The organism is Micromonospora rubida (assembly GCF_009908295.1).
GTDB lineage: Bacteria > Actinomycetota > Actinomycetes > Mycobacteriales > Micromonosporaceae > Micromonospora > Micromonospora rubida.
On sequence record NZ_JAAALO010000001.1, the window covers coordinates 757,459 to 783,709 of the forward strand.

Sequence of the window (26,251 nt, forward strand, 5' to 3'; positions counted from 1 at the left end):
GCCGGCGGGGAGTCCCACCCGTCGCTGCCGGCGGCCGCTGATTCGCGGCACGGTGAACGCGCCACGGCCGCTGCGGTAGCGGCGCACGGAAAGTCTGTCCGGCGGTCGCGCCCGTCCACCAGAGACGGGTGTCCCGGGTGGTCGGGACGCCCGCCGCTCGGCCGTACGGGCAGCGGCCCCCCGGCCCGTTCGGGCGGCGGTGCCGCGGTGCAGAATGAGCGGCTGCCTCGCCTGCCCCGCGAGGAGGTCGCCGGGCCGGCTGGCCGCGCACGCCTGCGGCGAGCTGCACGAATTGCAGCCGATCGACATCTACACGGTCCCCGAGATCAGCTTCGTCGGGAGGACCGAGGAGCAGCTCACCGACAGCTCGACGCCGTTCGAGGTCGGCGTCGCGCGCTACCGCGAGCTGGCGCGCGGCCAGATCGTCGGCGACTCGTACGGCATGCTGAAGCTGCTCGTCGCGCCGGACGACGGCCGCCTGCTCGGCGCGCACGCGCTCGGGACCGGCGCCACCGAGATCGTCCACATCGGGCAGGCGGTCATGGGCTGCGGCGGCACGGTCGACTAACTGGTCGACATGGTCTTCAACTATCCGCCCCTGGCCGAGGCGTACAAGGTGGCCGCCCTGGACGCGTCCAACAAGATCCGCAACATCATCACCCGGATCGACGGCTAGCAAATACGCCCGACTATGCGTCGGACGTATCGCACAAGGTTCACCATATGAAGGTCGGCGTATTGTTCGACGTCAAACGTTGACACCCTGAAGCTCCTGTGGCAGGTTGACGAATGGCACGGGGGCGCCCACCCTCTGAAACTCAATCTCGGCGTTTTGTTGTTTCAGGGTGCGGCACTCCTCGCCTCGTCCTACCCGTATCACGGATTACTGCCGGGTCGCCGTCAGCTTCACCGACGATCCGAGAGCCGAGCGGAAGGGGGCCCCAAAATGCGTTACCTCCACTGACATGTCGCGCTGCCGCGGCCGTCCGGCGCGTCCGGGCGGCCGCGGCGCCATGTGCCCGCGAATATCCCACCACCTCGGAAGGGACGTCTCCTGTGGCGGACGAGGCCACTGCTGCCGTGCGTGACCCGATCTACGATCCACTGGCCCCGTCCGTGATCGCGGACCCGTACCCGTACTACCGGAAACTCCGGGAAACGAATACGGTCCACTGGCACGAGTTCCTGGATTCCTGGGTCGTCACGGGGTATGCGGAGTGCCGACAGGTGCTCGGCGACACCACAAACTTCGGCTCCGACTTCCGGCGGATCGGTGTCGAAATCCCGGACACCCAGTTGAGCGTGCAGTCACTCGATCCTCCCGAGCACGGCGCCATTCGGCACCTGCTCGTTTCGGCATTGCACGAGCAGCCGCTGACCACCGTGCGACAGCAGTTCGCGACGATCGTCGCGCGGCAACTCTCCGAACTGTCCGGGCAGCCCGGGGCCGTCGACCTGGTGAGCCGGTTCGCGCGCCCCGTCGCGCTGCGGACGATCACCGCCTTCCTGGGCGTGCCGCCGCCCGACGGCGCCGAGTTCGAGCAGTGGTCCAACGCGATCGTGCGGAGCATGGACGCCGGCATCGAACCCGCCCGGGCGGAGCCGGGAAACCAGGCGCGGGCGGAGCTGAGCCGGCTCGTCACGCGGTGGCTGGCCGACGCCGACGAGCAGGGATTCGTCGGGGCGGCCCGACGCGCCGCCCGGGCTCAGGACGTGCCGGCCGCAGTGCTGGCCAATTCGTTGCGCGCGGTGCTGCACGCCGGTTACGAGTCGGTCAGCCGGCTTTTGGGCGGCGTCCTCGCCCGGCTCGTCCGGCACCCGGAGCTGCTGGCCAGACCGGCTGCCGACGAGGCCCTCATCGACGAGCTGATCCGGTTGGACGGCCCGGTGCAGGCCGACGCGCGGGTGTGCGTACGCGACCGGGCGGTCGGCGGGCAGGCGGTGCGGCGGGGCGACGTGCTGGTGCTGTTCATCGCGGCGGCGAACCGCGACCCGGCGGTCTTCCCCGACCCCGACGCCGTGCGGCTGACCCGGCGCAGGGGCCTGCACCTGGCGTTCGGGCGGGGCGCGCACGCCTGCCTGGGGGCCGGCCTGGCGACCCTCCAGCTGCGCGAGGTGCTGGGGGCGCTGCGCGCGGGCGGGCTGCGGTTCGCGCCGGCCGGCCCGGCGACGTACGAGCCCACGGCCACCCTGCGCGGGCTGGCCGAGCTTTCCGTATCGGTGCGCCAGTCGCACCAGGCTCACTGACCGTGCCCGACAACAACCGGGGGTTTCGTGCGTAGCGTGAGGGTGTACCACAGACTGGCCGGGCTGGTCGGCGCGTTGTTGCTGGCCGGCGTCGCCCTGCCCCCGGGCGGGGCCGCCCGGGCCGCGCCGGGTTCCCTGGCCGACCGGCTGGCGGCGACCGTCACCGGCGCCGGGGTCCACCGTCACCTGGCGGCGCTCCAGCACATCGCCGACGCCAGTGGCGGCGACCGTGGTTACAACCGCGTCGGGTTCACCCGCTCGGCCCGGTACGTCAGCACCGTGCTGCGGGCCGCGGGGTACCAGGTCGTGGAGCAGACCGTCCCCTACACCGACTTCGACATCGCCACCGAGCGGCTACGAATCGACGGGGCCGGCGGGGACGTGCCGGTGCTGATGACCCGGTTCACCCCGTCGACGCCGGCCGAGGGCATCGAGGCGCCCGTGGCGGCGCCGATCGACGGGCGCACCGGCTGCGACCCGGCCGACTACGCCGGCGTCGACGCCGCCGGAGCGATCGTGGTGCTCGCGCGGGCCGCCTGCGGCTACACCCACCAGCAGCAGGTCGCCGCCGGCCTTGGCGCACGGGGGGTGCTGCTGTACCACGCCACCCCGTCCCCGGAGAACAGCTACCGGTTCCACGCCTTCACCCCGGAGGCGTTCACGATCCCGACCGCCTCGGTCGCCCAGCGGGACGGGGAGACGCTGGCGCGCGCGGCACGCGGCGACGGCGCCCGCGTGCACCTGACGCTGCGGGCTCGGGCCGTCGCCCGGACCACCGTGAACGTGCTCGCCGAGACCAACGGTGGTGACCCGGACAACGTCGTGCTGCTCGGTGCCCACCTCGACAGCGTCCCCGAGGCACCCGGCATCAACGACAACGCGGCGATGGCCGCCACGGTCCTCCAGGTGGCCCTGGCGCTGGCCAGCCGCCAGCACGCCGTGACCAACAAGGTGCGGTTCGCCTGGTGGGGCGCGGAGGAAATGATCAACGTCGGCTCGGGGCACTACGTGGCCGCCCTCTCCGGCGACGAGCGGCGGCGCATCGCGGCCGTGCTCAACGGGGAGCTGATCGCCTCGCCCAACCACGGTCGCTTCGTCTGGGACCCGGGGGCCGGCGGCGGACACGTGCTCGCCGACCTGTTCGCCGGGTACTTCGACCGTCGAGGGCTGCCCTACGAGCGGACCGGCCCGGAGTCCGTCGGGTCCGACCACCTGGCGTTCGAGGCCGTGGGCATTCCGACCGGCGGGATCGACGGCGGCAACGTACAGGTCAAGACGCCGGCGCAGCAGGCCCGCTTCGGGGGCCAGGCCGGGCAGATGTTCGACCACTGCTACCACCAGCGCTGCGACCGGCTCGACAACCTCAACCGACGGGCCCTGGACGCCAACGTTCCTGCCGTGGCGTGGGTGCTCGGGCGGCTGGCCGAGGACGTCCGGGACGTCCGGGCGGCGATCGCTGCGGGGCCGGACCGGCAGATCGCGTACCCGCCTGTCCGGGACTGAGCGGAGCAGCACCGGCCGGCAACGCGTCCGCTTAGGGCGGGCGGCACCGATTCCGTACGCGCGAGAAGGGGCCCGACACTGGAAGTACTGCCCGATCCTGCCCAGGTCGAACGTCTCGCCACGCTGCTTCAAGGACACGCCGTCACGCAACTGCTCGCCTCGGCGGCTCGCTTCCGGATACCCGATCTGTTGGCCGAGGACGGCCTCCCGGTCGCCGGCATCAGCGCGCGGACCGGAATACCGGTGTCCGCGCTGAGCCGGTACCTGCCGGCCCTGGAGGAGCTCGGCATCGTCCAGCGCGAGCCCGACGGCACGTACCGCGTCACGCCACTTGGACGCCTGCTGCGGCGCGACACCGGTTCGCTCCACGGTCAGGCCCTGATGGCCGGCGACGAGTACTACGGCGCCTGGCAGGAACTGGACCACTGCCTGCTCACCGGCGAGTCGGCGTTCCACGCCCGGCACGGAAGCGGGCTGTGGGAGATGGCGGCGAGGAAGCCGGACCTCGCCGCCAGTTTCGCCCGCACCATGCGGTGGAACTCCGCCCGGGCCCTGTCCGACATCCTCGCGCTCTACGACTTCACCGCGGCGCGGCTCGTGGTGGACCTGGGGGCGGGCGACGCCACGTTGCTGTGCGGCGTCCTGGCCCGCTACCCGAAGGCCCGAGGGCTCGCCGTCGAACAGGGATCGATGTCGGCACATGCCGCAGCGACCGTGCGGGAGGCCGGCCTGGACCAGCGGTGTGCCGTGCGGACCGACGACATCCGCCGGGCGGTGCCGAGCGGCGGTGACGTCTACATCCTCAAGTCGGTCATCCACAACTGGCCGGACGCCGCTGCCGTGGACATTCTGCGCACAGTCCGGGACGCCATGCCGGCCGGCAGCCAACTGCTCCTGGTCGAAAAGGCCCACGACAGCGCCGACCCGCAGGCGGCGCTACGAGATCTGACGATGATGGTGCTCTTCGCCAGCCAGGACCGCACGCCCGCCGAGTACCACGCGCTGCTCACCCGGGCCGGTTTCACGCCTTCCGCACCGCGACTGGGCAGCTCCGGCATGTGCCTGATCCCCGCCACCGCCGACAACGCCCGCTGCGAACCGGGCGACCAGCCACGCCCGGAAGGTGATTCCGGCGGGCCTGAGCCAGCCGGACGTGCGCCAACAACGCATCGAGAGAACGAAGAGCTCGAATAGCCCGAGGGCCACGACACGCGGGTTTGGAGATCATTCCGGGCCGCATCCCAAATGGGCGGGTCGACGGCAAATGGCATGGCAAGAGAACTTGGTCTACCGCTCACGGGCCCACACCGGCGCACACCGCTCTTTGTCGGTAAATGTGCGGACCAGGACAAGTACGACGAGTGGCTGTGACAGGCTCTGGCAATGGTCCGGAGCAGTCGATCAATGATCGCATCGCAGCGTATGGATTCACTGGCCACACCACTCAGACACGATCAACCTGACGCAGGGTGGATATGACGAATACTTGCGGCGAGCGTTACGGTCATGTTACTTTTCGCCTGCCGAGAAGTTGGTGATTATCAATCGGTAGGCAAACACATCTCGAACCTCCGAAAGGATCTTATGAGACCGAGGTGAACAAACGGTGCTCGCGGCCGCTCCCCACTCCGGCCGCCGCCACCGCGAGCACCCCGCCCAGTGCCGTCACCGCTTCGGCCCGACGGCGCACACCTCCATCGCCCACCTGATGGGCGGGATGCGCCAAGACGCGCCCGGCGGTACCGCCGAGAAAGAGGAAACCGGTCCGACAGCACCACCACAACGACGGACCATCCGGCAGTGGGAGCAGATCCCCGGCCCGTACGCCGGATACGGCCGACTACGGAACCTCGTCAGGCACAGCCATGAATTCCTCGACGTCCGCGATGAAAGAGACCGCCCAGCGGCGGGTGCGCGCCCAGTGAGCCTGGCAGACAAGGCAGGCATCGACCGGGGATCTTGCGTCTGGGGCTACCTGTTCCGGGATGCGCATATCTAATCCGGTACGGCCTGGTTTCCATTGCCACCATTCCCCTCGGCCGCCACCTCGCCGGAGGGTTTCATCGACTCCACCGCACCTGCGACCCGAATGCTGACCGCGCCGGCGAAACATCCGGAAACGCAACCAATCCTGTTCGTCAGTGGCCTCGCGCCACATCCTAGGCATGCCTCTAGAGGAGCATCATGTTCAACTTCAGACAGAGCCTGTCCGCCACCCTTATGGCCGTCCTCGCCGCGGCCACCGGCGTGGTCGCCGGATCTGCGCCGACGTCCGCGGCACCGGCGTCCACGATCGGGCCGATGTACTCCACCACGACTATCGTCAACCGCGCGACGATCGTGGTCGGCAACACTCCGATGTGCCTGGACGTGCCCGGTGGTTCCACCTCGAACCAGTTGCAGGTCCAGCAGTACAACTGCAATGGCGGCACCAACCAGCAGTGGGAGTACATCCCGGGCTCGACCGCCGGTTACGGCCAGCTACGCAACGTCGCCAGCCAGAAGTGCCTGGACGTCCGCGACACGAGCAGTGCCGCCGGCGCGGTCGTCCAGCAGTACATTTGCATGAACGTGCCGAACCAGCAGTGGCTCTACGACTCGTCCAGCGGATACCTGATGGCCATGCACAGCGGCGGGTGCGCAGCCGTGTACGCCTTGGTGTACAAGTCAAAGGCGCACCAGGAGGTCTGCGGCGGCGGCAGCGCCCCGTACCCCATCTTCACGCGGTGGAACGCCAGCGTCTAGTACCGCGTCCTTGAAACGTTGACCGTGTAATCCGTCGGTTCTGAGGACGTGTCGGGCAGGCCGCCTCCCCGCTGTTGTCGGCGTGGGAGGTGGTGTCTGGTGGGTGGACGCCCTACGGGGTGCGATCCACGCCTTCAACGATCGGGGGTTCGACGCGCTGGCCCAGAACGGGTGCGGGGACGCACCGAGACGGATCGATGAGCAGACCCGAAAGGATCTGCGTCATCGCCCGGTGCGCCCCCCGCTTCCTCGGCCGCCCCTACCGACGGCCTCTTCGTCCCGAACTGGCGGCGGGCGGGTCGGATCGGGTGTCTTCCGAGGTCATCCGGTCTGCTGGGGGTCGTTCGGGTCGGGTGCGGTCGGGTCGGGTGCTGTACTCCACAGCTGTACTTCCTTGGCTGCGCGGAGGACGTCATGGGCGGCGAGGGCCACCGGGCAGTTTGCCGTCCGGCAGATCGGGCAGCGGCCGTCGGGTCCGGGTCGATGGTCGCGGAGGACCCAGCGGGCGGTGAGGATCAGCCGGTTGCGGATCTGTGCCAGGGACAGGAACGGCGCGGTCATCCTCAGCCCCACACCTGGTCACCGCTGTGGCCCGACGCCCGCTCCGTCGTCACCTCCCTGGCCAACCAGGGAGACCCCGAACCACTCCGGGACTTCATCGCCCGCGCACACCCCGACGACGCCTGCCAACGCGCGGCCCTCAACTACTCCGCGTACTGGGTCGGCGAGATCCCCTACCGCCAACCCGACGACTCCTTCATGCCCGCCACCATCGACGATTGGCGCGGAATCCGCCTTCTGCGGCACCTGGTCGAACGCCTCGACGCCGACCACCCGTTCATCGACCTCAACACCCACAACCTGTGGGCACTGCTCACCGCCCGACGAGGACTCGTCCACGACCACCCCGCCACCGGGCAAGCGCTCGCCAACCGTGCCGTCGCCGTCCTGGACAGCGACCAGATCTCCGCGCAGTCCCGCCAGGAACTAACCTCTATCGTCTACACCCTGCGGACAGAGGGCATCACCGGCACAGGGACGGGCAGATGAACGACGATCAACACGCCGCCGCGATGAGGTTCATCTTCGAGGCCGGCGTCCTGAAACGCGCCGCTCGTACCGGCTGGTGGTTCGCCGGGGTCAAGCACCCCGAAACCATCGCCGAGCACTCCCACCGCACCGCCCTGATCGGCATGATCCTCGCCGCCATGGAAGGAGCCGACCCCGCCCGCGTCACCATGCTCTGCGTCCTGCACGACACCCAGGAAACCCGCACCACCGATATCCCCCACATCGCCAAGCGCTACCTCACCGCCGCACCCAACACCGCCATCACCGCAGACCAGATCGCCGACTGCCCACCCGCCGTCACCGACACCATTACCGCCGCCGTCACCGAGTACGAAGCCGGCGAAACCCTCGAAGCCGTCGTCGCCCGCGACGCCGACAAACTCGAATGCCTCGTCCAGGCCGTCGAATACCGCCACCAGGGCATCGACAACGTCCAACGCTGGATCGACAGCAGCCGCGCCGCACTCAACACCACCTCCGCACACCACCTCGCCGACGCGGCACTGACCGGCCAACCCCTCGCCTGGCTCACACCACCGCCGCAACCGGCGGGCTGACCCCTCGCTTGTAAGTTCTGAACGCTTCGTCTGGCGGGCGGGGTCCGTCCGAATCCGCGACCTCGGACCGTTGTCCGCGGGCGGCAGTCGGCGGCTGTCCTTGTGCCGCGTCGTTGCTGTCACCGTTACTGTCGACAGCCGCCCCGCCCGGTGGTGGGCGCCATCGATCCTCGTAGCGGTCCTGACCGCACCAACAAACGGCCTTGCTTTACAGATCATCGGCTTACCAGTCACTATCACCACGCACCTTCTTGCCGAGGGCCCCCGCCGACCATGGATTTACCCAACCGGGATCTCAGCGCGACTATTGGCGCTCGGCCGGCGACACACCTGCGCCGTGTCCCTCCTAACACACCAACTAAGGATCGCTTCATGCGCAAGCTCGTGTACTACATCGCCTCGACGCTGGACGGCTACATCGCCGGTCCCGACGGTGCCGACCCCACCGGCCCCGGGGGCTTCTGGCCAATCCCCGAGGACTACCTGCGCCATCTGGTGGCCGAGTATCCCGAAACCCTGCCAGGACCGGCCCGGCAGGCTCTCGCCATCACCGCCGCCGGAAGTCGCTTCGACACGGTCCTGGAGGGCCGCCGCTCCTACGACATCGGTCTGAAGGCCGGCGTCACTGACGCCTTCCCCCACCTACGCCACCTGGTGTTCTCTCGCACCCTCTCCGAGAGCCCGGACCCGGCCGTCGAGATCGTGTCCGGCGACCCGATCGTCAAGGTGCGCGAACTCAAGCGGCAGGACGGCAAGGATCTGTGGGTCGTCGGCGGCGGCGAACTGGCCGGCGCCCTGTATCCCGAGATCGACCAGCTCATCGTCAAGCTCGCACCGCTGACCATCGGCACCGGCGTCCCGCTGTTCGGTCGAAGCGCCGTCTTCGACCCCCGCACCTGGGAACTCACCGACCACACCATCTTGGACAGCGGTGCACTCTTCCTCACTTACACGCGTACGTCAGCCGACCCTTCGGCATAACGGGCGGCAGCGACATCCGCTTCTTCGCGGCGGCGCCCACGACCCCTCGCTTGCAAGTTCTGGTCGCTTCGTCCGGTTGAGGCCGCCGCCGATGGCATCGCCGGCGAACCTCTCAGCGGCCAGGTAGGCCGGCCAGCCAGCGGTCCAGGGCCGCCGGGGAGCGGAACAGCAACACCGGCGGCCCCGACGGGTCGGCCTGCCAGGCCCGCATCCGCCGGCGGGCCCGGCCGAACGCGGCGACGTGCCACACCAGGATCGAGTCCCGGGACAGCACGCTGCCCAGCGACTCGCGGTTGCCGTTGCAGATCTCCTCCCCCGTCACCAGCCGGCGCGCGGTGCGGCGCAGCAGCCGCCACAGGGAGCACCAACGCGGGTAGTCCAGGCCGACCACCAGGTCGGCGCGGGCCAGCGGCACATCCCGCCACCCGTGGTACGCCCCGTCGAGGATCCAGCGGTCCCGTCGGCAGATCTCCTCGATCCGGCTGCGCTGCTGCGCGACCGGCACCTCGACCCAGCCGGGCTGCCAGAGCAGGTCGTCGACCGGGTACCACGGCACCCCGAGGCGCCCGGCCAGCCGCGCCGCGAGGGTGGACTTGCCCGCGCCGTACACCCCGTAGATCAGGATGCGGGACGGTGCGCTCATCGCGGCAGCGTACGCCCGCCAGCGGCCCGGCATGTGCCTGATTCCCGCCACCATCGAGCGGCGGCGGGCCGCGACGCCTGCACGGTCCGGTCATCGACGCCCGGCGTCCGACAGGCCGACAGCGGCGGCGTCGACGGTCCCGACCGGCCGGCGGACCCGGGCCGGCGGCGCGGGCAGGGCACCCCGGTCGACCTTGCCGTTCGCGGTCGCCGGCAGCTCCGGGAGGACCACGTACCGCAGGGGCACCATGTAGTCGGGCAACTGCTGCGCCATGAGGGCGCGCAGCACGGGTTCGGCCAGGCGTCGCGGGTCGGCGTCCCGCTCGGCCACCAGGTACGCCACCAGGGTCGCCGCGACGCCCAGGTCGTCGCGGAGCAGCACGACGCTGTTGGCGACGAGCGGGTGCCGGTTGAGCACCGACTCGATCTCGCCGAGTTCCACCCGCTGCCCGCGGATCTTCACCTGCGTGTCGATGCGCCCGCCGTAGTGGAGGTGCCCGCTCGGCGACCACCAGGCCAGGTCGCCGGTGCGGTACACCCGTTGCGGCCACCCGGCGACGTCGACCTCGACGAACCGTTCCGCGGTCAGGTCGGGCCGCCCGGCGTACCCTCTGGCCAGGCAGTCCCCGCCGAGGACCAGTTCCCCGGGCAGCCCCAGCGGCGCGAGTTCGCCGCGCTCGTCGAGAACGTACGCGGCGACGTTCGTGATCGGCCGGCCGATGGGGACCGTGTCGCCCGGTTCGGGCCGCCGGCACGGCCAGGCCGTGACGTCGATCGCCGCCTCGGTCGGCCCGTACAGGTTGTGCACCTCGACCTGCGGCAGGGCGGTGGTGAGCTTGTTGACCAGCTTCGGCGGCAGCGCCTCCCCGCTACAGATCACCCGGCGCAGGCCGGTGCACCGGCCCAGCCCGCGCTCCTCGACGAACAGGGCGAGCATGGACGGCACGAAGTGCACCGTGGTCACCGACTCGCGGGCGACGACCTCGACCATCTCCTGCGGGTCGCGGTGCGCCTGCGCCTCGGCCGCGACCAGGGTCGCGCCGGCCATGAACGCCCACAACAGCTCCCACACCGACACGTCGAACGTGTACGGCGTCTTCTGCAGCACCACGTCGCCCGGGCCGATGGGGTATTCGTCCCGCATCCACACCAGCCGGTTGGCCAGTGACAGGTGCGTCATCTGCACGCCCTTGGGCGCTCCGGTGGAGCCGGAGGTGAAGATGACGTACGACAGCCCTCGCACCACCTCCTCCGGTGCCCGGTAACCGCGCCAGTCGACCGGTGCGGCGGGCAGGCCACCGCCCGACAGCGGCCGTACGGGCACGAACGGCTCCCCGCCGGAGCCCAGCGCGGCCCGCCCCGCGTCGTCGGCCAGCACCAGCACCGCGTCGGCCGTGCGGAGCATGAGGTCCAGCCGGGGGCGCGGATGCGACGGATCCAGCGGCAGGTACGCCCCGCCGGCCAGCAGGACGCCGAGCACCGCGACCACCATCTCGGGGCTTCGCTCGGTGCACAGGCCGACCACCGACCCGGGTCCCACGCCATCGGCGCGCAGCCGCCCCGCCAGCGCCGCCGCCTCGTCCAGGAACTCGCGGTAGGTGCGGTCGCGTCCGCCGCCGCGCAGCGCGACGGCGTCGGGGGTGAGCTGCGCCTGGCGGCAGATCGTCTCGTGCACGGGCGTGCGCGGCGCGGGGGTCGGCGCGGCGTTGAAGCCGAGCAACGTCCCGCGCTCCCCCGGGCCGACCAGCGCGGCTTCCCGCACCGGCCGGTCCGGGTGGGCGGCGAGCCAGGCGTGCAGGGTGTCCAGGCGCTCCTGCAGGTGTGCGGGATCGCCGTGGCCGTGGGCGAACCACACCGGTGTTCCGCCCAGCGCCGCCGACGCCCCGGCGCCGCCCGTCGTGGGCGCCGTCGGCCCGACGTCCACCGCGACGGACGCCGAGGGCTCGTCCGACGCGGGGACCACGACGGCGGGGCCCGGCTGCGGGCCGCGCGTCTGCTCGCGTACCTGGGTCATGGTGCTGTCCGGGAGGACCCGCACCAGGCTGTCGCCCCACGGGCCGCGCACGGCGACCGAGGTCGCGGACGACAGGCGGTGGCAGAGCACGGCCGCCACCGCCGCAGCCAGCGTCGGATCGGCCCGGCCGGTCATGCCGTCACCAGCCCGGCCAGCACGCGCGGCGTGGGATCGGCGGACAGCGCCTCCGTCGACACGCGCACCCCGAACCTGCGCTGCACCTGGCTGATCATGCGGATGAACAGCAGCGACTCGCCGCCGAGCGCGAAGAAGTTCGCGTCCGGCCCGATCTCGGGAGAGCCGAGCATCCTGCCCCACAGCTCGATGATCTCCTTCAGCACCTCGTCCCCGCCCGCGTCGGCGGGGTGCGCCGCCGGTTGCGGAGGGTCCTCGGCCGGTCGCGCCGGTGCGGCGTCGAGCCAGTGCCGGGTACGGGCGAACGGGTACGTGGGCAGCGCGACCCGCCGAGCCCTGCTGTCGCCGCGCACCGCGGCCCAGTCCACGGCCGCTCCGGCGGTCCACAGCCCGCCGAGTCCGGCGAGCACGTCACCGGCGTCGGCCCGCTCCGCCGGCCGGGGCTGCAGGGCGAACCCGGGTACCCGCCGCCCGTCCTGCGGCAGCTGCCGGGCCGTGCCGGTCAGCGCGGTGCCCGGCCCGACCTCGACCAGGACCGGATCGGGCAGGCCCAGCCCGGTCAGCAGCGCGTCGTGGTAGCGCACCGGGCTGCGCAGTTGCGCGGCCCAGTAGCCCTCGGCGCGCGGCAGCCCCTTGCCGAGCAACCCGCCGTCGATGCTGCTGACCACCGGGATGGTGCGGGGCCGCTGGGCGATGCGATCCGCCTCGACGCCGAGCAGCCGGGCCGCGCCGGCCATCATCCGCGAGTGGAAGGCGCGCTGCGCGGGCAACGTCCGGCAGCGGATCTCGGCCGCCTCCAGGCGCTCCCGGAACGCGGCGAGCTGCGCCACCGGCCCGGCCACCACGGTGACCTCGGGGCCGTTGTGCGCGGCCACGTCGAGGTCGTCCAGGCCCGCCAGGTGCTCCTGGAGGGCGGGCGCCGGCGCCAGCACGGCCAGCATGCCGCCCTCGGGCGCGTCCTGCATCAGCCGACCGCGGGTGACGACCAGGCGCAGCATGTCCTCGGCGGCCATCTCGCCGGCCAGGGCCGCAGCCGCGAACTCGCCGATCGAGTGGCCGATCAGCGCCGCCGGGCGTACGCCCCACGACACCAGCAGCCGGCCGAGCGCGAGCTCGTGCAGCGCCAGCGCGGGCTGGGTGATGTCGGTGCGGTGCACGACGCCGTGCGGGTCGACGTCGACCAGCACGTCGCGCAGGTCCAGCCCCAGGTCCGGGGCCAGCAGCCCCGCCCCGTGGTCGAGGTCGGCGCGGAAGGACGGGTAGCGGTCGTAGAGGCCCCGCGACATGGCGGGGAACTCCGCGCCCTGGCCCGGGAACAGGAACACCACGCTGGGCCGGCGTGCCGCCTCGCGGACCGGCGCCCTGCTCAGCCGGGTCAGCGCCGCCGGGACGTCCCGCGCGGCGACCGCGAGCCGGTACGGGAAGTGCCTGCGGTACGTCTGCGACGTCAGCGCGACATCGCCGACGGCCAGGTCGGGGCGCTGCCGCAGGTGCTCGCTCAGCTGCTCGGCGCCCGCACGGACCGCCTCCGGGCTGCGCCCGGACAGCACGATCAGCTCGGCGTCGCCGTCGGCCGGGGAGGAACCGGGCACGGCCGGCCCGTCGGCCTCCTCCAGCACCACGTGGGCGTTGGTGCCGCCCAGGCCGAAGGAACTGACCGCCGCCCGACGCGGCCCGCCGGCGGCGTCCCACTGTCGGGCCACGCTGTCGGCGGTGAACGGGGTCGACCCGTCGAGCAGCTCGGGCCGGGCCTGCTTGAGGCCGGCCAGCGGCGGGATCTGCCGGAAGTGCAGCGCCAGCGTGGCCTTGATGAGGCCCGTGACACCGGCCGCCGCGTCGAGGTGGCCGACGTTGGCCTTGACCGAGCCGATCGAGCACGGCCGCTCGCCCCGACGGAACACCTCGGTCAACGCCGCCAGCTCGATCGCGTCGCCGACCTCGGTGGCGGTGCCGTGCGCCTCGAGGTAACCGACGCTCGCGGGGTCGACCCCGGCGGCGGCGTACGCGCGCGTCAGCACGTCGATCTGCCCGGCGACGCCGGGCGCGGTGTAGCCGACCTTCAGGCCCCCGTCGTTGTTCACCGCCGACCCCTTGATCAGGGCGTACACGGTGTCCCCGTCGCGGCGGGCGTCCTCGGCGCGTTTGAGCGTCACCATGGCGACGCCGTTGCCGGGGACGGTCCCGTCGGCCGAGGCGTCGAAGGGGCGGCACGTGCCGTCGGGCGACATGATGCCCTTCGTCTCGTAGAAATAGCCGGCCTGCTGCGGTACGGCCACGCAGACTCCGCCGGCGAGCGCGACGTCCGAATCGCCGGTGCGCAGGCTCTGGCAGGCCAGGTGCACCGCCACCAGCGACGTCGAGCAGGCGGTCTGCACGGTGACCGCCGGGCCGCCCAGGTCCAGCCGGTACGCGATCTTCGCGGCCAGGTGGTCCTTCTCGTTGCCCAGCACGACCGACAGCAGCCCCTGGGTCTCGACCAGGCCGGGCTGCGTGAACACGTGGTGCAGCGCGTAGTAGTTGAAGCCGGCCCCGGCGAACACGCCGACCCGCCCGAACGGTTGCTGGCCGGCCAGCCCGGCGGACTCCAACGCGGCCCACGCCGTCTGCATCAGCAGCCGGTGCTGCGGATCCATGGTCTCCGCCTCCCGTGGCGTGATGCCGAAGAAGGCGGCGTCGAACAGGTCCGGGTCGGCCAGCACGCCCCGCGCCGGCACGTACGCCGGGTCGTCGAGCCGGTCGGCGGGCACGCCCGCGGCCAGCAGCTCGCCGCGGGTCAGCTCGCTGATCGTGATCGTCCCGGCGACCACGTTGGACCAGTACTCCCAGACGTCGGCAGCGCCGGGGAACCGGCCCGCCATGCCTACGATCGCGATGTCGCCGTTCATGAGGATGCGCCTACTCCTTCGGTCTGTGCGTGCAGATGCCTGGCCAGCGTCTGGACGGTCGGGAAGCGGTAGAGGTCGGTCAGCGGGATGATCCGGCCGGCCAGCCGCTCCTGCAGCAGCCGGCGCACGATCGCCAACCGCAGCGACTCCCCGCCGACGTCGAAGAACGCCTCGTCGACGTCGAAGTCGTCGGTGCCCAGCGCCTCCACCCAGGCCACCGTCACCAGTTCCTCGAACTCGGTCAGCGACGCCGAGCGCTGGGCGGGGATCCGCGCCACCGCCGGGTCGGCCACCGCCGGGTCGGCCCGGGGCGGGTCGGCCGGCTGCGGCACGCCGGCCAGCGCGCCCAGGGCCCGCAGGTCGACCTTGCCGTTGCGGTCGAGCGGGAACTCGGCCACCGTCACCCACTGCTGCGGCCGGGCGTAGGGGGCCAGTTCGGCCTCCACCGCCCGGCGCACGCCGGCCACGTCCAGGCCGTCGGGCCCCGGCTTGAGCGCGGCACACAGGCGTACGCCGGTCGCCGGATCCCCGGTGGTGAACACCACCGCGTCCCGCACCCCGGGCCGCGCCCGCAGCCTGCGCTCGACGTCGACCAGCTCCACCCGGTGCCCGGCGATCTTCACCTGGCGGTCGTTGCGGCCCAGGAAGCGCAGTTGCCCGTCCGCGCCCCAGCGCACCAGGTCCCCGGTGCGGTACAAACGCACCCCGGGGTCCCGGTGCCGGACGAACGACGCGTCGGTGCGTACGGGATCGTTGAGGTAGCCGTCGGCGAGCCCGGTGCCCGCCGTGCACAGCTCGCCGACCGCACCCGGCGCGACGGGGCGCCCCGCCGGGTCGACGACGTACAGGTCGGTGCCGTGCACCGGCGTGCCGATCGGCAGCGGGTCCGGCGTAGCGTCGGCGTGGTCGACCGGGTACGTCGTGGTGAACGTGGTGTTCTCGGTGGGGCCGTAGGCGTTGGTGACGCGCAGCCCCGGGCAGGCTCGCAACACCCGGCGTACGTGCGCCGGCGAGACCACGCCGCCGCCGGTGAACACCTGCCGCAGCCCCGCGAACGCGTCCGGGCGGTGGTCGGCGACCAGGTGGAACACACCCGAGGTGAGCCAGACGTGGGTGATCCCGGCGGTGCGCAGGAACTCCGCCAGCCCGCTCGGCGTCGGTTCCCCGGGCGGGAACACCACCACCGTGTCGCCGTTGGCCAGCGGCACCAGCAGCTCCAACGTGGACGCGTCGAACGCCAGCGGGGACAGCCGCGTGATCCGCAGGCCCGCCGGGTCGGCGAACAGGTGGGGATCGTCGGCCAGCCGCAGCACCGCCCGGTGCGGCACGACCACGCCCTTGGGCACCCCGGTGGAGCCCGACGTGAAGGAGACGTACGCGGTCCGCGCCGGGTCGGCCGGGGCCGCCGCGACCGGGCGGTCGCCGTGCCCTGCGCCGGAGCCGTCCGCCCCGCCCGGCGGCGGCGTCGCCGGGCAGGCCAGGGCGCATTCGGCGACGCCCGCCCACTCCGGGCCGGGCGCGTCCGCGCCGAGTCGGGCCCGGGGCGCGACGGCGGCGGCGACGTGTGCCCGCCACTCGCCGGTGGCGTGCTGGTCGACCGCGACGTAGTGGGCGCCCAGCCGCAGCACGCCCAGCACCGCCACGGCCTCGGCGGCCGAGCGCGGCAGCTCCAGGATCACCGCGTCACCGGCGCGCACGCCGTGCGCGTGCAGCAGCCGCGACTGCTCGACTGCGTGGTCGTGCAGCTCGCGGTAGGTCAGCGTGCGCCCGGCGTGCGCGTCGACCAGCGCGATCCGCTCGCCCGCGGACTCCGCGTGCGCCGCGAACCGGCCCCACACGTCGCCGGAGGTGTCGTACGAGCCGCCCGCGCCCAGCGCCCGCAGCCGGGCGTGCTGCCGCTCCGACAGGGTCGTGACGGTGCGCAGGGCCTCACCCGGCCCGGCGGCCAGCTCCAGCAGCGCCGCCCGGAACGACTCGGCCAGCTCCCCGGCGTCGGCGGCGGTGAGCGCCGACGTCGCGTACTCCAGGGCGAACCGGGGACGACCCGACCACGACTGAAGGTAGAGCAGCGCGTCGAACACCGCGCCGTGGCAGTGGCCCTCGTGCACCCGCCAGGTGCGACCACCGGCGGCCAGCTCGTCGGGCACCAGCTCGTGGTGGGCGGCGAAGCCGACCTGGGCCAGCGGGTTGCGACCCGGGTCGGTGGGGACGCCGAGCCCGGAGACGACCCGCTCGAACGGCACGTCTGCGTCGGCCGCCGCCTCGGCCAGCGCCGCCGCCACGCCGCGTACGTAGTCCCGCGCGTCGACGTCGTCGGCCGCGACGCAGCGCACCGGGACGACCCGGGTGCACAGGCCCACGATGCCGTCCATGCCCGCCTCGAACCGGCCCGCCGCCGGCACCCCGAGCACCAGGTCGGTCAGGCCCGCGCGGCGGGACACGGCCAGTGCCCAGGCCGCCATGGCCACCGACGTCACCGTCACCCGGCAGTGCCGGGCCAGCTCGGTCGCGGCCCGCGCCGCCTCGGCGTCGAGGTGCAGGTGCAGCCGCGCGCCGTGACCGTCGGCCTCGACGACCGGCGGCAGGTCGGTGGGCAGCGTCACCGTGAACGGCGCGCGGTCCAGCCGGGCCGCCGTCCGGGCCAGCGCGCCGTCCAACGCCCCGGATGCCTCCTGCGCGGCCAGCCGCGAGCCGACCCAGTCCGGCGACGGCGCGGCGCCCGCCGGACCGTTGCCGGCGTAGAACTCGGCGAACTCGCGCCACAGCACGCCGATGCTCCAGCCGTCGGCGATCGTGTGGTGCACCAGCATGGTCAGCAGGTCGCGCCGCCCGGCGCGGGTCAGCACGAAGACGACCGGCGGCTGTTCGAAGGGGCGCAGCAGTTGCGCGGCCGAGCGGCCGTACAGGTCGTGCACGGCGCGCACCGCGTCGTCGTCGGGCAGCGTCTGGTGCAGCAGCCTCGGCTCGTACGGCGCGGGCAGCACGATCCGGGCCTGACGCGGGTCCCGGACAAACCGGGTGCGCAGCGCCTCGTGCCGGGTCGCCAGCTCGCGCAGCGCCGAGCGGGTCCGGGCCCCGTCGAGCGGCCCGTCCGCCTCCAGCGTGAACATCAGGTGGTAGGGCGCGTCCCGGTCGAGCAGGTGCCCGGCCAGCATGGACCGCTGGCCGGGCAGCAGTTCCAGCTCGGCGGGCCGCCGCGCGGCCACCGGCGGCGCGGTGTCCACGTAGTCCACCGCGCCGGCCAGCGCCCGCGCCAGCGGCAGCGCCGACAGCAGCCGGGCGCTGTCCACGTGCGCCCGCAGCTCACGCTGGCCCAGCGAGACCAACGCGATGGCCTGCAGCGAGGTGCCGCCGAGGGCGACGAACGACTCCGTGCCGGCCGCGTCGCGCAGGTGCTCGGGCGTGAGGCCGAGCACCCGCGCGGCGAGCGGCGTCCAGGTGGTGAGGTCGCGGGGGGCCATCACACGCTCTCCGCCACGGGCTTGTCCAGCGCCACCTGGCTCGCGACGTCACGCAGGTCGGCGAGGCGGGGGTTCTCCAGGACGTGGCCGAACATCACCGCGAGGTTGAGCTCCTGACGGATCAGCGTGCTCAGCCGCAGCGCGCTGAGCGAGTGGCCGCCGAGGTCGAAGAAGTCGTCGTCGTCGTCGACCGTGTCGACGCCGAGCACCTCCATCCACAGCTCCTCGAACTCGGCCACCCAGGTCCGGTCGTGTACGTCGCGCATCAGTGGTGCCTCTCTGTGTCCAGGCGGGTCGCGGGGGCGTCCAGGTAGTGCCGGGTGGCCGCGAAGGGGTAGGTGGGGGCGGGCAGCCGACGCCGGCCGGTGTCCTGCACGCCGTCCCAGGCGCCGATGACACCCCGCTGCCACAGCGCGCCGACGGTCGCCAGCAGGCGGGCGTGCCGGTCGGCGGGCAGCACGGGCTGGTCCGGGCCCAGGTGTGGGGTGACGCTCGTACCGATCTCGATCCAGAGCACCGGGTCGAGGTCGACGGGCAGCGTCGCCGGCGCGGGCGGTTCGGCCGCCCGCGCCCGCCAGTACGCGAGGTCGCCGCCGCCGGTCAGCGGCTGCCCGTCCGAGGCGTGCACGGGCAGGTCGGCCGGGTGGAGCCGGATGCCGTCGACGCCGGTGCCGCGGATCAGCCCCAGCGCGTTCGCGACGGACATGATCCCGGCCACGACCGCGCAGGCCACCGCGCCGATGCCGGCGCCGGCCAGGGCGCGCGGGGCCAGGCCCCGGCTGCGCAGCGACCGCGCCAGGCCGACGCAGGCCAGCAGCCGGTCGCAGCGCTCCCGGACGGCCTCGTCGAGGTCGTGACCGCGCAGCAGCGCCACGCCCTCGTCGACGACCCGGCGGTACACCGGGTCGGCGTCGTAGTTGGGCCGGTTGCCGGTCAGCTCGCCGGCCCCGGTGAGGTACAGCGCCACCCCGCGCGCCCGCGCCTTCGCGTCGGCCTGCCGGACCGTCGCCGGCGAGCCGTGCGCTCCGGTCAGGAACGCGGCCCGCCACGGCAGCTCGGCCCGGCCGGTCCGCAGCGTGTACGCGAGGTCGGCCAGTTCGCCGGGCGTCGTCCCGGCCACGTGGGCGACGGCGCGGTCCAGGCTGTCCTGCGCCACGGCGGCGGTCTTGGCGGAGACCAGGACCAGCTCGGTGACGTGGCGGCGCGGCCGGGACCGGACGGCCGGGGCCTCCTCCAACACGACGTGGGCGTTGGTGCCGCCGATGCCGAAGGCGCTCACCCCGGCCCGGCGTACGCCGTCGATCGGCTCCCAGGGCCGGGCCGTCGTCGGCAGCTCGAACACCGAACCGTCCAGTTCGACCGCCGGGTTGGGCGTGCGCAGGTGGGCGATCGGCGGGATCACCCGGTGCTTCAGCGCCAGCACCGTCTTGATCAGGCCGATCACCCCGGCGGCGGTGTCCAGGTGCCCGACGACCGACTTGGCCGCGCCGAGCGCGCAGGGCAGCCGGTCGGGCCGGACGCTGTCGAAGACCTGCCGCAGCGCCGCCACCTCGATCGGGTCGCCGAGCGCGGTGCCGGTGCCGTGGGTCTCGATCAGGCCGACGGTATCCGGGTCGACGTCGGCCACGCTCAGCGCCGCCGAGATCACGCCGGTCTGGCCGGTGGGGCCGGGCGCGGTGAAGCCCGCCTTGCGGGAGCCGTCGTTGTTGACCGCGGAGCCGCGGATCACGGCGTGCACGGTGTCGCCGTCGCGCAGCGCGTCCCCGAGCCGTTTGAGCACCACCACGCCCGCGCCGTCGCCGGGCACGGTGCCGTCGGCCGCGGCGTCGAAGGCCCGGCACCGGCCGTCGGCGGAGAAGATCCCGCCGGGCTCGTACAGGTGCCCGCGCCGCGTCGGCGGGGCAACCGTGGCGCCCCCGGCCAGCGCCACGTCGACGTCGTAGGTCAGCAACGCCTGCGCCGCCTGGTGCACCGCGACCAGCGACGTCGAGCAGGCGGTCTGCACGGCCAGCGCAGGGCCCTGCAGGTTGAGCTTGTACGCGATCCGGGTGGCCGCGAAGTCCTTGTCGCTGCCGATGATCAGCCCCAGGCCGCCGGCCGCCTCGACCGCGCGTTCGTTGGGCCACACGTTGTCGAGCAGGTAGACGTTCAGGCCGGTGCCGACGTACACGCCGATCCGGTTGCCGTCGGCGGCGACGGGCGGGTAGCCGGCGTGCTCCAGCGCGGTCCAGGCGCACTCCAGCAGGATCCGCTGCTGTGGGTCCATCAGCGCGCTGTCCGACGGCGAGTAGCTGAACAGCCGGTGGTCGAAGCGGTCCGCGCCGCGCAGCACCGCCCGGGCGGGCACGAAGTCGGGCCGCTCCACCACGTCCTTGGGCGCGCCCCAGCCGACGAGCTGCTCGGGTGTGAAGAAGGTGACCGCGTCGACTCCGTTGACCACGTGGTGCCAGAACAGGTCCAGGTCACGTTCGGCGCCCGGGGCCCGCACTGCCATGCCGACCACCGCCACCGCCGCGCTGTCGTCGAGTTCAGCCACGGCTGCCTCCGGTACGGCGCCGGTCGGCGAGCAGGGCGCGGCCCTGACGGCGCTGCGCCGCCTTCGCGTCGGCGAGCACCGGGGCCTCCTGTTGCAGGTGCGCGGCGCAGCCGGCGACCGTGCCGGAGCGGAACAGGTCCGTCACGGAGACGTCCAGGCCCTCCTCGGAGAGCCGCTGTTGCAGCGCGATCAGCGTGAAGCTGTGCCCGCCCAGGTCGAAGAAGTTGTCGTGCAGCCCGATGTCGACCCGGTCGAGCACCTCGCCCCAGCAGGCCCGGATGCGCTCCTGGAGCCCGGTGCCGGCGGTGAGGTCGCGCCGCGCCTCGGGGACGGCGGCCGTGCGCGCGGCGCGGCTGTCGGCCAGCAGCCGCGCGGTGTCCACCTTGCCGTGCGCGGTCAGCGGGATCGCCGCGACGGTCAGGATCCGCGACGGCACCATGTACGCCGGCAGCGTCCGCCGCACGTGGGCCCGCAGCTCGCGTTCGGCGTCCGGGCCGAACTCGCCGACGACGAAGGCGGCAAGCTCGTCGTTCTCCGCCGCCACGGCGCACGAACGCACCGCCGGGTTGGTCAGGAACGCGCCCTCGACCTCGGCCAGCTCGACGCGGTAGCCGCGCAGCTGCACCTGGGTGTCGTTGCGGCCGAGGTACACCAGGTTCCCGTCGACGCCCCACTTGACCACGTCGCCGGTCCGGTACATCACGCCCCTGCCGTACGGGTCGGGCAGGAAGCGCGCCTCGGTCAGCTCCGGGTTGCCCACGTAGCCGTGCGCGACGAGCACGCCGCCGCAGTACAGCTCGCCGGGCACGTTGAGCCCGGTCGGCCGCAGGTCGTCGCCGAGGACGTAGCAGCGCCCCGACGGCAACGGCACACCGACGTTGCCCTCCCTGACCCGGGCCAGGTCCGTGGCGGGCGCCGCGAAGATCGTGACGTGGATGGTGCCCTCGGTGATGCCGTACATGTTGACGAACACCGCGCGCATGCCCGGCGTGCCGGCGACCAGCGACGCGACCCGCGACCAGCTCAGCGCCTCGCCGCCGAGGATGACGTAGCGGATGCTGGAGTCCTCCGCGCCCAGCAGCCGCAGGTAGGGGGGCAGCAGCCGGTAGAGCGCACCCGGGGTCTGGAAGACCACCGTGACGGCCTCGCGGCGTACCAGCACGGCCAGCCGCTGCCGGTCCACCAGGTCGGCCTGGTCGGCGACGACCAGCCGGCCGCCGGTGGTCAGCGCGCCCCACATCTCCCACACCGAGGCGTCGAACGAGAACGAGCTCGCCGCCAGCCACACGTCGGCGGCGGTGACGTCGAGGCCGGCCGGGGTCGGGCTGTGCAGGGCGTCCAGGCCGCCGTGTCCGACCATGACGCCCTTGGGCACCCCGGTGGAGCCCGAGGTGTAGATGATGTACGCCTGGTCGTCCGGCCCGGGGAACGTCTCCGCGACCACGGACGCCCCGTTGACGGTGTGCACGTCGGCCAGCCGGATGTCGCGGTCCTGGGCCAGCGCCCCGGCGGCGTCGGCGGTGCTGGCCTCCACCAACATGAACGGCATCGCGGCGTTGGCCGTGATGAGTTCGAGGCGCTGTTGCGGGTACTCGGGGTCCAGTGGCACGTAGACGCCGCCGAGCTTCCACACGCCCAGGATCGCCGCGACGATCGCGGGCGACCGGCGCAGCAGCAGCCCGACCCGGTCGCCACGCCGGGCGCCCCGATCGGCCAGGCCCGCCGCGATCCGCCCGGCCCACCGGTCCAGCTCGGCGTAGGTGACCTCCACGTCCCGGTGGCGCACCGCCACCGCGTCGGGGGTGCGCGACACGTGCTCGGCGAACCGGCGCAGCACCGACGGGTGCTCGACCGGGCGCGGTGGGACCGGCGGGTTCACCCCCTCGGTCAGCAGCAGCCGCTCGGCCTCCGCCACCATGGACGGCTCGGCGGCCGGCTCGTCGACGATCGACCTCAGGAAGGTCAGGTAGTGGTTGAGCAGCGTCTCGACGGTCGCCGGGGTGAACAGTTCGGTGCTGTACTCGGCACGCAGGAACGGTGTGCCGGTGGAGACGTCGAGGGTCAGGCCCAGGTCGAACTTCGTGACGTCGATCTCGACGTCGACCTCGGTCAGCTTCACCCCGTCGAACTCGGGGAACGCGAACGGGAAGTTCTGCACCGTCAGGGAGGTCTGGAACAGCGGGGCGTGGCTGAGCTGCCGCTCCCCCACGGTGGCCCGCACGATCTGCTCGAACGGCACGTCCTGGTTGGCGAACGCGGCCATGCTGACCCGGCGGGCCCGGTCGACCAGTTCGGCGAAGCTCGGCCGGCCGGACACGTCGAGGCGGATCGGCAGCGTGTTGACCAGGCAGCCGACGACGCGCTCCTCAGCCTCGTCCATCCGGTTGGCCACCGGCACGCCGATCACCACCTCGTCCTGGCGCGCGTACCGCGACAGCACCGAGGCGTACGCCGCCAGCGTCACCGCGAACAGCGTCGCGCCCCGCGCCCTGGCCCAGCCGGTGAGCCGCTCGACCAGCGCGGGCTCGACGGGGCGGCGGAGCACCGCGCCGTTGGCGCTGAGCACGCTCGGCCGGGGGAAGTCGGTGGGCAGCGCGAGCTGCGGGACGTCACGCAGCCGGGCTCGCCAGAAGTCCAGCCCGGAGCTGTCGCGCTCCCAGGACTCGCGCTGCCGCCGCGCGTACGCCAGGTAGGACTCCGGCGGTTCGGCGTACGCGGCGGCACCGGTTCCGGACAGGGCGGCGTTGTACTCGGCGGCGAGGTCCCGCAGCAGCAGGCCCACCGACCAGCCGTCGCAGGCGATGTGGTGCACCAACACCGCGAGCGTGTGCTCGTCCGGGCCCCAGGAACGCAGGAAGGCGCGCAGCACCGGCTCGTCGCCGAGCCCGAAGGGACGCCGGGCCTGCTCGGCGACCAGGGTGTGCAGGAAGGTCTCCTGGGTGTCCCGGTCGGCCCACCCGCCCACCTGGATGTCGATGTCCGCGTGCGGGGTGGGCGACACCCGCTGGGTGAGCACGCCGTCGACCAGCGCGAACGTGGTGCGCAGCGCGTCGTGCCGGGCGACGACGCGCGTCAGCGCCCCGCGCAGCACCTCGGGTCGCAGCGCGCCGTGCAGGTGGACCGCGAAGGCCACCACGTACGCCGGATTGCCGGGCTGGAGCTGGTTGAGGAAATAGAGTCGTTCCTGAGCGAAGGAAGCAGGACCGGTACGAACCATGGATCGAGCGTGGCCCCTGCGACGTCCCACCCGACAGAGCATCGTTCCCCGCTCCCCGGGGAAATCCTCCCGGGTCGGGTTCCCGGCACCTCGACGCCTCCACCGGACGCGGACCGGCCCCCGGCCCGACGGGGTCAGCCGTCGGACCGGGGGCCGGTCGGGATGTGCGCGCCGCCGTGGAACGTCGCTAGTACTCGCCGCGACCGAAGGCCGCCAGCTCCGCGGAGTGCCCCGGGTTGCTGACGTACGTCGCCCCGATCGGGGCGGTCACCCGGCACCACATGTCGAGCCGCTGCACGTCGATGCCGGCCGCGGCGGCCAACTCGTCACGCCGGCGCAGCATCTCCGCACGGTCCAGGCCCTCGAGCACGTAGTCGACCGCGTCGAAGCAGGGGTCACCGGCGCAGGCCATCGGGTCGATGGCCACCAGGCCCTTCGCCCCGCCGCTGAGCACGTTGCCCAGGTGCAGGTCGCCGTGCAGCAGCACGGTGTCGGTGGGTGCCGCGAACAGGTCGTCGCGCAGCCGCTTCGACCCGGCGAGGTCGGCGCCCCGCCGCACCGCCGAGTTGAACAGCACGTCGATCCAGTCCTCCAGTTGCCGTGGTGCGGCCGCCGGGTCCCCGACGCCGTGCAGGTCGTTGAGGAACGCGGCGTACTCCGCCGGCGAGGGCGGCTGCGGCATCTTCTCCACCAGCGTGCCCGGGTGGATCGATTCGAGCAGCACCGCGCCCTTGGCCGTCGCCAGCACCGCCGGCACCCGCCCGCTGGCCGCGAACTGGCGCAGCATGTCGACCTCCTCCCGCACGGCGTAGCTGTCGGGTGACAGCTTCAGCACCGCGTCGCCCTGCGGGCCCCGGCACCGGAACACCACGGAGGAGTTGCCGGACTTGAGCTGGTCGCCGAGGTCGAGCGCCCACTGCTCGACGAGTTCGTCCAGCCGCTGGGTCAACGTGCCGACCCAGCGGTGCGCCGCCTTGCCGAACCTCGGCTCCAACCGATTCGTGATCGCTTCCAGATCAAGGACCATCCCACTCACCTCTCGATCGATCGCGCGCCGACGTACGCGGCGGAGTCGCCCACCTCGGGCAGGGGTGTGGCGCCCCACCTGTGGGCCAGCGGGACGCTGCCGCCGGACACCCGGTCGGGGCTCGGCGCGGGGCTCGGCGCGGGGCGCTCCAGCCTGGCCTTTCGGGCCACCTCGATCGCCTCGTACCGGTCCGACACGTTCAGCTTGTTGAAGATGGTCGAGATGTGGTTGCTGACCGTCTTGGGCGACAGGTGCAGCTGCGTGGCGATCGCCCCGTTGCGCATACCCGACGCGATCAGCTCCAGCACCTGCCGCTCGCGCGCCGTCAGCTCCGGGAAGAGCTGCTGGTTGCGGGGCTCCCGGCCGAGCTGCGCGATGAGTTGATCGGCCACCCTGGGTCCAAGGATCACCTCGCCCGTCGCGACGCCCCGGATCGTCCGCACAATGCCGTCGCCCGGGCAGCTCTTCAGCACGTAGCCCCGCGCGCCGGCGCGCATGGCGGCGAAGACCGACCCCTCGTCCTCGACCGCGGTGAAGACCAGCACCGCGGTCGAGGGTGAGATGCGGGCGATCTCCTGTAGCGTCACCCCCGCCTGGAAGTCCGGCAGCTCGATGTCGAGCACGAGCACGTCGGGGCGCAGCGACGCCGCCCCTTTCATCGCCTCCCGCGCGGTCCCCGCCTCGGCGACCACGGTGACCTCGGCCGAGGAGGACAGCAAGGCACGCAGGCCCTTGCGCACCACCGGCTGGGCGTCGGCCAGCACAACTGTCACGGGACGGGATCCTGCCTCGTACGCGACACCTACTGGCTCCCGCCTCATCGTATGAGCCAGTTCGGTGGTCGAGCCCACGCTGACCATCACAACACCTCACCCGTCCTAACTGGCCCGTGACGCCACCCTTCCGTGGAGGCGTCGCGGAATCGCCGACTCCGCATCGACGTGAACATCTCATGACCACCAACAGAAGAACACGCATGCTTAGCCGTACGGTATCCATGTCTATCTTCTGACGCAATTGCAGCGATCAAATCAATATGAACGATCGGAGGGGGCTTCTCGACGACGGAACGACCCACATCGGACCGGGTGTCCAGGACGAAACCCACGTCCCACCTGCTCAACGTCTCGCCCGACCCGGGACGCCCGCCCTGGTCAGGCCGCACGACTAGCCCACCGCGCCCCGGGCGTCCACAGGAAACCGTCCCGGCCGACCCAGGAATTCGTCCCA

The 26,251-nt window shown here is 72.7% G+C and carries 16 protein-coding genes and 1 pseudogene; 8 read left to right on the top strand and 9 right to left on the bottom strand.

Going from position 1 to position 26,251, the window contains the following annotated elements:
- Positions 1 to 214: 214 nt before the first annotated feature.
- The 8 genes and pseudogenes from GVV04_RS03145 to GVV04_RS03180 all read left to right on the top strand — a co-directional run bounded on the left by GVV04_RS03145 (position 215) and on the right by GVV04_RS03180 (position 9,104).
- Positions 215 to 568, top strand: a complete 354-nt coding sequence (locus GVV04_RS03145; RefSeq protein WP_235965549.1) for an NAD(P)/FAD-dependent oxidoreductase — start codon at positions 215 to 217, stop codon at positions 566 to 568.
- A gap of 512 nt (positions 569 to 1,080) precedes the next feature.
- Positions 1,081 to 2,247, top strand: coding sequence for a cytochrome P450 (locus GVV04_RS34265; protein ID WP_201752802.1), 1,167 nt, complete (start codon positions 1,081 to 1,083; stop codon positions 2,245 to 2,247).
- Positions 2,248 to 2,283: 36 nt separating this feature from the next.
- Positions 2,284 to 3,750, top strand: coding sequence for a M28 family peptidase (locus GVV04_RS03155; protein WP_201752803.1), 1,467 nt, complete (start codon positions 2,284 to 2,286; stop codon positions 3,748 to 3,750).
- Positions 3,751 to 3,837: 87 nt separating this feature from the next.
- Complete coding sequence (locus GVV04_RS03160; RefSeq protein ID WP_456238319.1) at positions 3,838 to 4,944, top strand: methyltransferase; 1,107 nt, start codon at positions 3,838 to 3,840, stop codon at positions 4,942 to 4,944.
- Positions 4,945 to 5,934: 990 nt separating this feature from the next.
- The gene (locus tag GVV04_RS03165; protein WP_161684205.1) at positions 5,935 to 6,495 is read left to right on the top strand and encodes an RICIN domain-containing protein; all 561 of its coding nucleotides are present in this window, start codon (positions 5,935 to 5,937) and stop codon (positions 6,493 to 6,495) included.
- A gap of 573 nt (positions 6,496 to 7,068) precedes the next feature.
- A pseudogene (locus tag GVV04_RS03170) lies at positions 7,069 to 7,545 on the top strand (transcriptional regulator); the annotation flags it as partial.
- Positions 7,542 to 8,123, top strand: a complete 582-nt coding sequence (locus GVV04_RS03175; RefSeq protein WP_161684207.1) for an HD domain-containing protein — start codon at positions 7,542 to 7,544, stop codon at positions 8,121 to 8,123. The pseudogene GVV04_RS03170 and the gene GVV04_RS03175, both read left to right, overlap by 4 nt.
- A gap of 372 nt (positions 8,124 to 8,495) precedes the next feature.
- Complete coding sequence (locus tag GVV04_RS03180; protein ID WP_161684209.1) at positions 8,496 to 9,104, top strand: dihydrofolate reductase family protein; 609 nt, start codon at positions 8,496 to 8,498, stop codon at positions 9,102 to 9,104.
- Between the two features lie 112 nt (positions 9,105 to 9,216).
- Here GVV04_RS03180 and GVV04_RS03185 read toward each other — a convergent pair whose 3' ends face one another.
- The 9 genes from GVV04_RS03185 to GVV04_RS03225 all read right to left on the bottom strand — a co-directional run bounded on the left by GVV04_RS03185 (position 9,217) and on the right by GVV04_RS03225 (position 25,794).
- Entirely contained in the window at positions 9,217 to 9,747 is a 531-nt protein-coding gene (locus tag GVV04_RS03185) for a P-loop NTPase family protein (RefSeq protein ID WP_161684211.1), read from the bottom strand.
- A 90-nt stretch (positions 9,748 to 9,837) separates the two neighbouring features.
- Positions 9,838 to 11,895 carry a non-ribosomal peptide synthetase gene (locus GVV04_RS03190; protein WP_161684213.1) on the bottom strand — a complete coding sequence of 686 codons (2,058 nt, stop codon included), beginning with the start codon at positions 11,893 to 11,895 and terminating at the stop codon, positions 9,838 to 9,840.
- The gene (locus GVV04_RS03195) at positions 11,892 to 14,780 is read right to left on the bottom strand and encodes a type I polyketide synthase (protein ID WP_161684215.1); all 2,889 of its coding nucleotides are present in this window, start codon (positions 14,778 to 14,780) and stop codon (positions 11,892 to 11,894) included. The genes GVV04_RS03190 and GVV04_RS03195 overlap by 4 nt, the downstream gene beginning before the upstream one ends.
- Entirely contained in the window at positions 14,777 to 18,241 is a 3,465-nt protein-coding gene (locus GVV04_RS03200; RefSeq protein ID WP_161684217.1) for a non-ribosomal peptide synthetase, read from the bottom strand. The genes GVV04_RS03195 and GVV04_RS03200 overlap by 4 nt, the downstream gene beginning before the upstream one ends.
- Positions 18,241 to 18,507 (bottom strand): phosphopantetheine-binding protein, encoded by a 267-nt coding sequence (locus GVV04_RS03205; protein ID WP_161684219.1) that lies wholly within the window; start codon positions 18,505 to 18,507, stop codon positions 18,241 to 18,243. Before GVV04_RS03205 ends, GVV04_RS03200 begins: the two co-directional genes overlap by 1 nt.
- Complete coding sequence (locus GVV04_RS03210) at positions 18,507 to 20,777, bottom strand: beta-ketoacyl synthase N-terminal-like domain-containing protein (RefSeq protein ID WP_161684221.1); 2,271 nt, start codon at positions 20,775 to 20,777, stop codon at positions 18,507 to 18,509. The genes GVV04_RS03205 and GVV04_RS03210 overlap by 1 nt, the downstream gene beginning before the upstream one ends.
- Positions 20,770 to 23,994: a non-ribosomal peptide synthetase gene (locus GVV04_RS03215; protein ID WP_161684223.1), complete on the bottom strand. Its 3,225-nt coding sequence runs from the start codon at positions 23,992 to 23,994 to the stop codon at positions 20,770 to 20,772. The genes GVV04_RS03210 and GVV04_RS03215 overlap by 8 nt, the downstream gene beginning before the upstream one ends.
- A gap of 187 nt (positions 23,995 to 24,181) precedes the next feature.
- The gene (locus GVV04_RS03220; RefSeq protein ID WP_161684225.1) at positions 24,182 to 25,021 is read right to left on the bottom strand and encodes an aminoglycoside phosphotransferase family protein; all 840 of its coding nucleotides are present in this window, start codon (positions 25,019 to 25,021) and stop codon (positions 24,182 to 24,184) included.
- Between the two features lie 5 nt (positions 25,022 to 25,026).
- Positions 25,027 to 25,794, bottom strand: a complete 768-nt coding sequence (locus GVV04_RS03225) for a LuxR C-terminal-related transcriptional regulator (RefSeq protein WP_201752804.1) — start codon at positions 25,792 to 25,794, stop codon at positions 25,027 to 25,029.
- Between the last annotated feature and the right edge of the window lie 457 nt (positions 25,795 to 26,251).

Excerpts from the sequence above, each read along its gene's own strand:
- GVV04_RS03145 (WP_235965549.1), top strand. The coding sequence starts at position 215 with ATGAGCGGCTGCCTCGCCTGCCCCGCGAGGAGGTCGCCGGGCCGGCTG.
- GVV04_RS03165 (WP_161684205.1), top strand. The coding sequence starts at position 5,935 with ATGTTCAACTTCAGACAGAGCCTGTCCGCCACCCTTATGGCCGTCCTC.
- GVV04_RS03175 (WP_161684207.1), top strand. The coding sequence starts at position 7,542 with ATGAACGACGATCAACACGCCGCCGCGATGAGGTTCATCTTCGAGGCC.
- GVV04_RS03180 (WP_161684209.1), top strand. The coding sequence starts at position 8,496 with ATGCGCAAGCTCGTGTACTACATCGCCTCGACGCTGGACGGCTACATC.
- GVV04_RS03185 (WP_161684211.1), bottom strand. The coding sequence starts at position 9,747 with ATGAGCGCACCGTCCCGCATCCTGATCTACGGGGTGTACGGCGCGGGC.
- GVV04_RS03190 (WP_161684213.1), bottom strand. The coding sequence starts at position 11,895 with ATGACCGGCCGGGCCGATCCGACGCTGGCTGCGGCGGTGGCGGCCGTG.
- GVV04_RS03195 (WP_161684215.1), bottom strand. The coding sequence starts at position 14,780 with ATGAACGGCGACATCGCGATCGTAGGCATGGCGGGCCGGTTCCCCGGC.
- GVV04_RS03200 (WP_161684217.1), bottom strand. The coding sequence starts at position 18,241 with ATGGCCCCCCGCGACCTCACCACCTGGACGCCGCTCGCCGCGCGGGTG.
- GVV04_RS03205 (WP_161684219.1), bottom strand. The coding sequence starts at position 18,507 with ATGCGCGACGTACACGACCGGACCTGGGTGGCCGAGTTCGAGGAGCTG.
- GVV04_RS03215 (WP_161684223.1), bottom strand. The coding sequence starts at position 23,994 with ATGGTTCGTACCGGTCCTGCTTCCTTCGCTCAGGAACGACTCTATTTC.
- GVV04_RS03220 (WP_161684225.1), bottom strand. The coding sequence starts at position 25,021 with ATGGTCCTTGATCTGGAAGCGATCACGAATCGGTTGGAGCCGAGGTTC.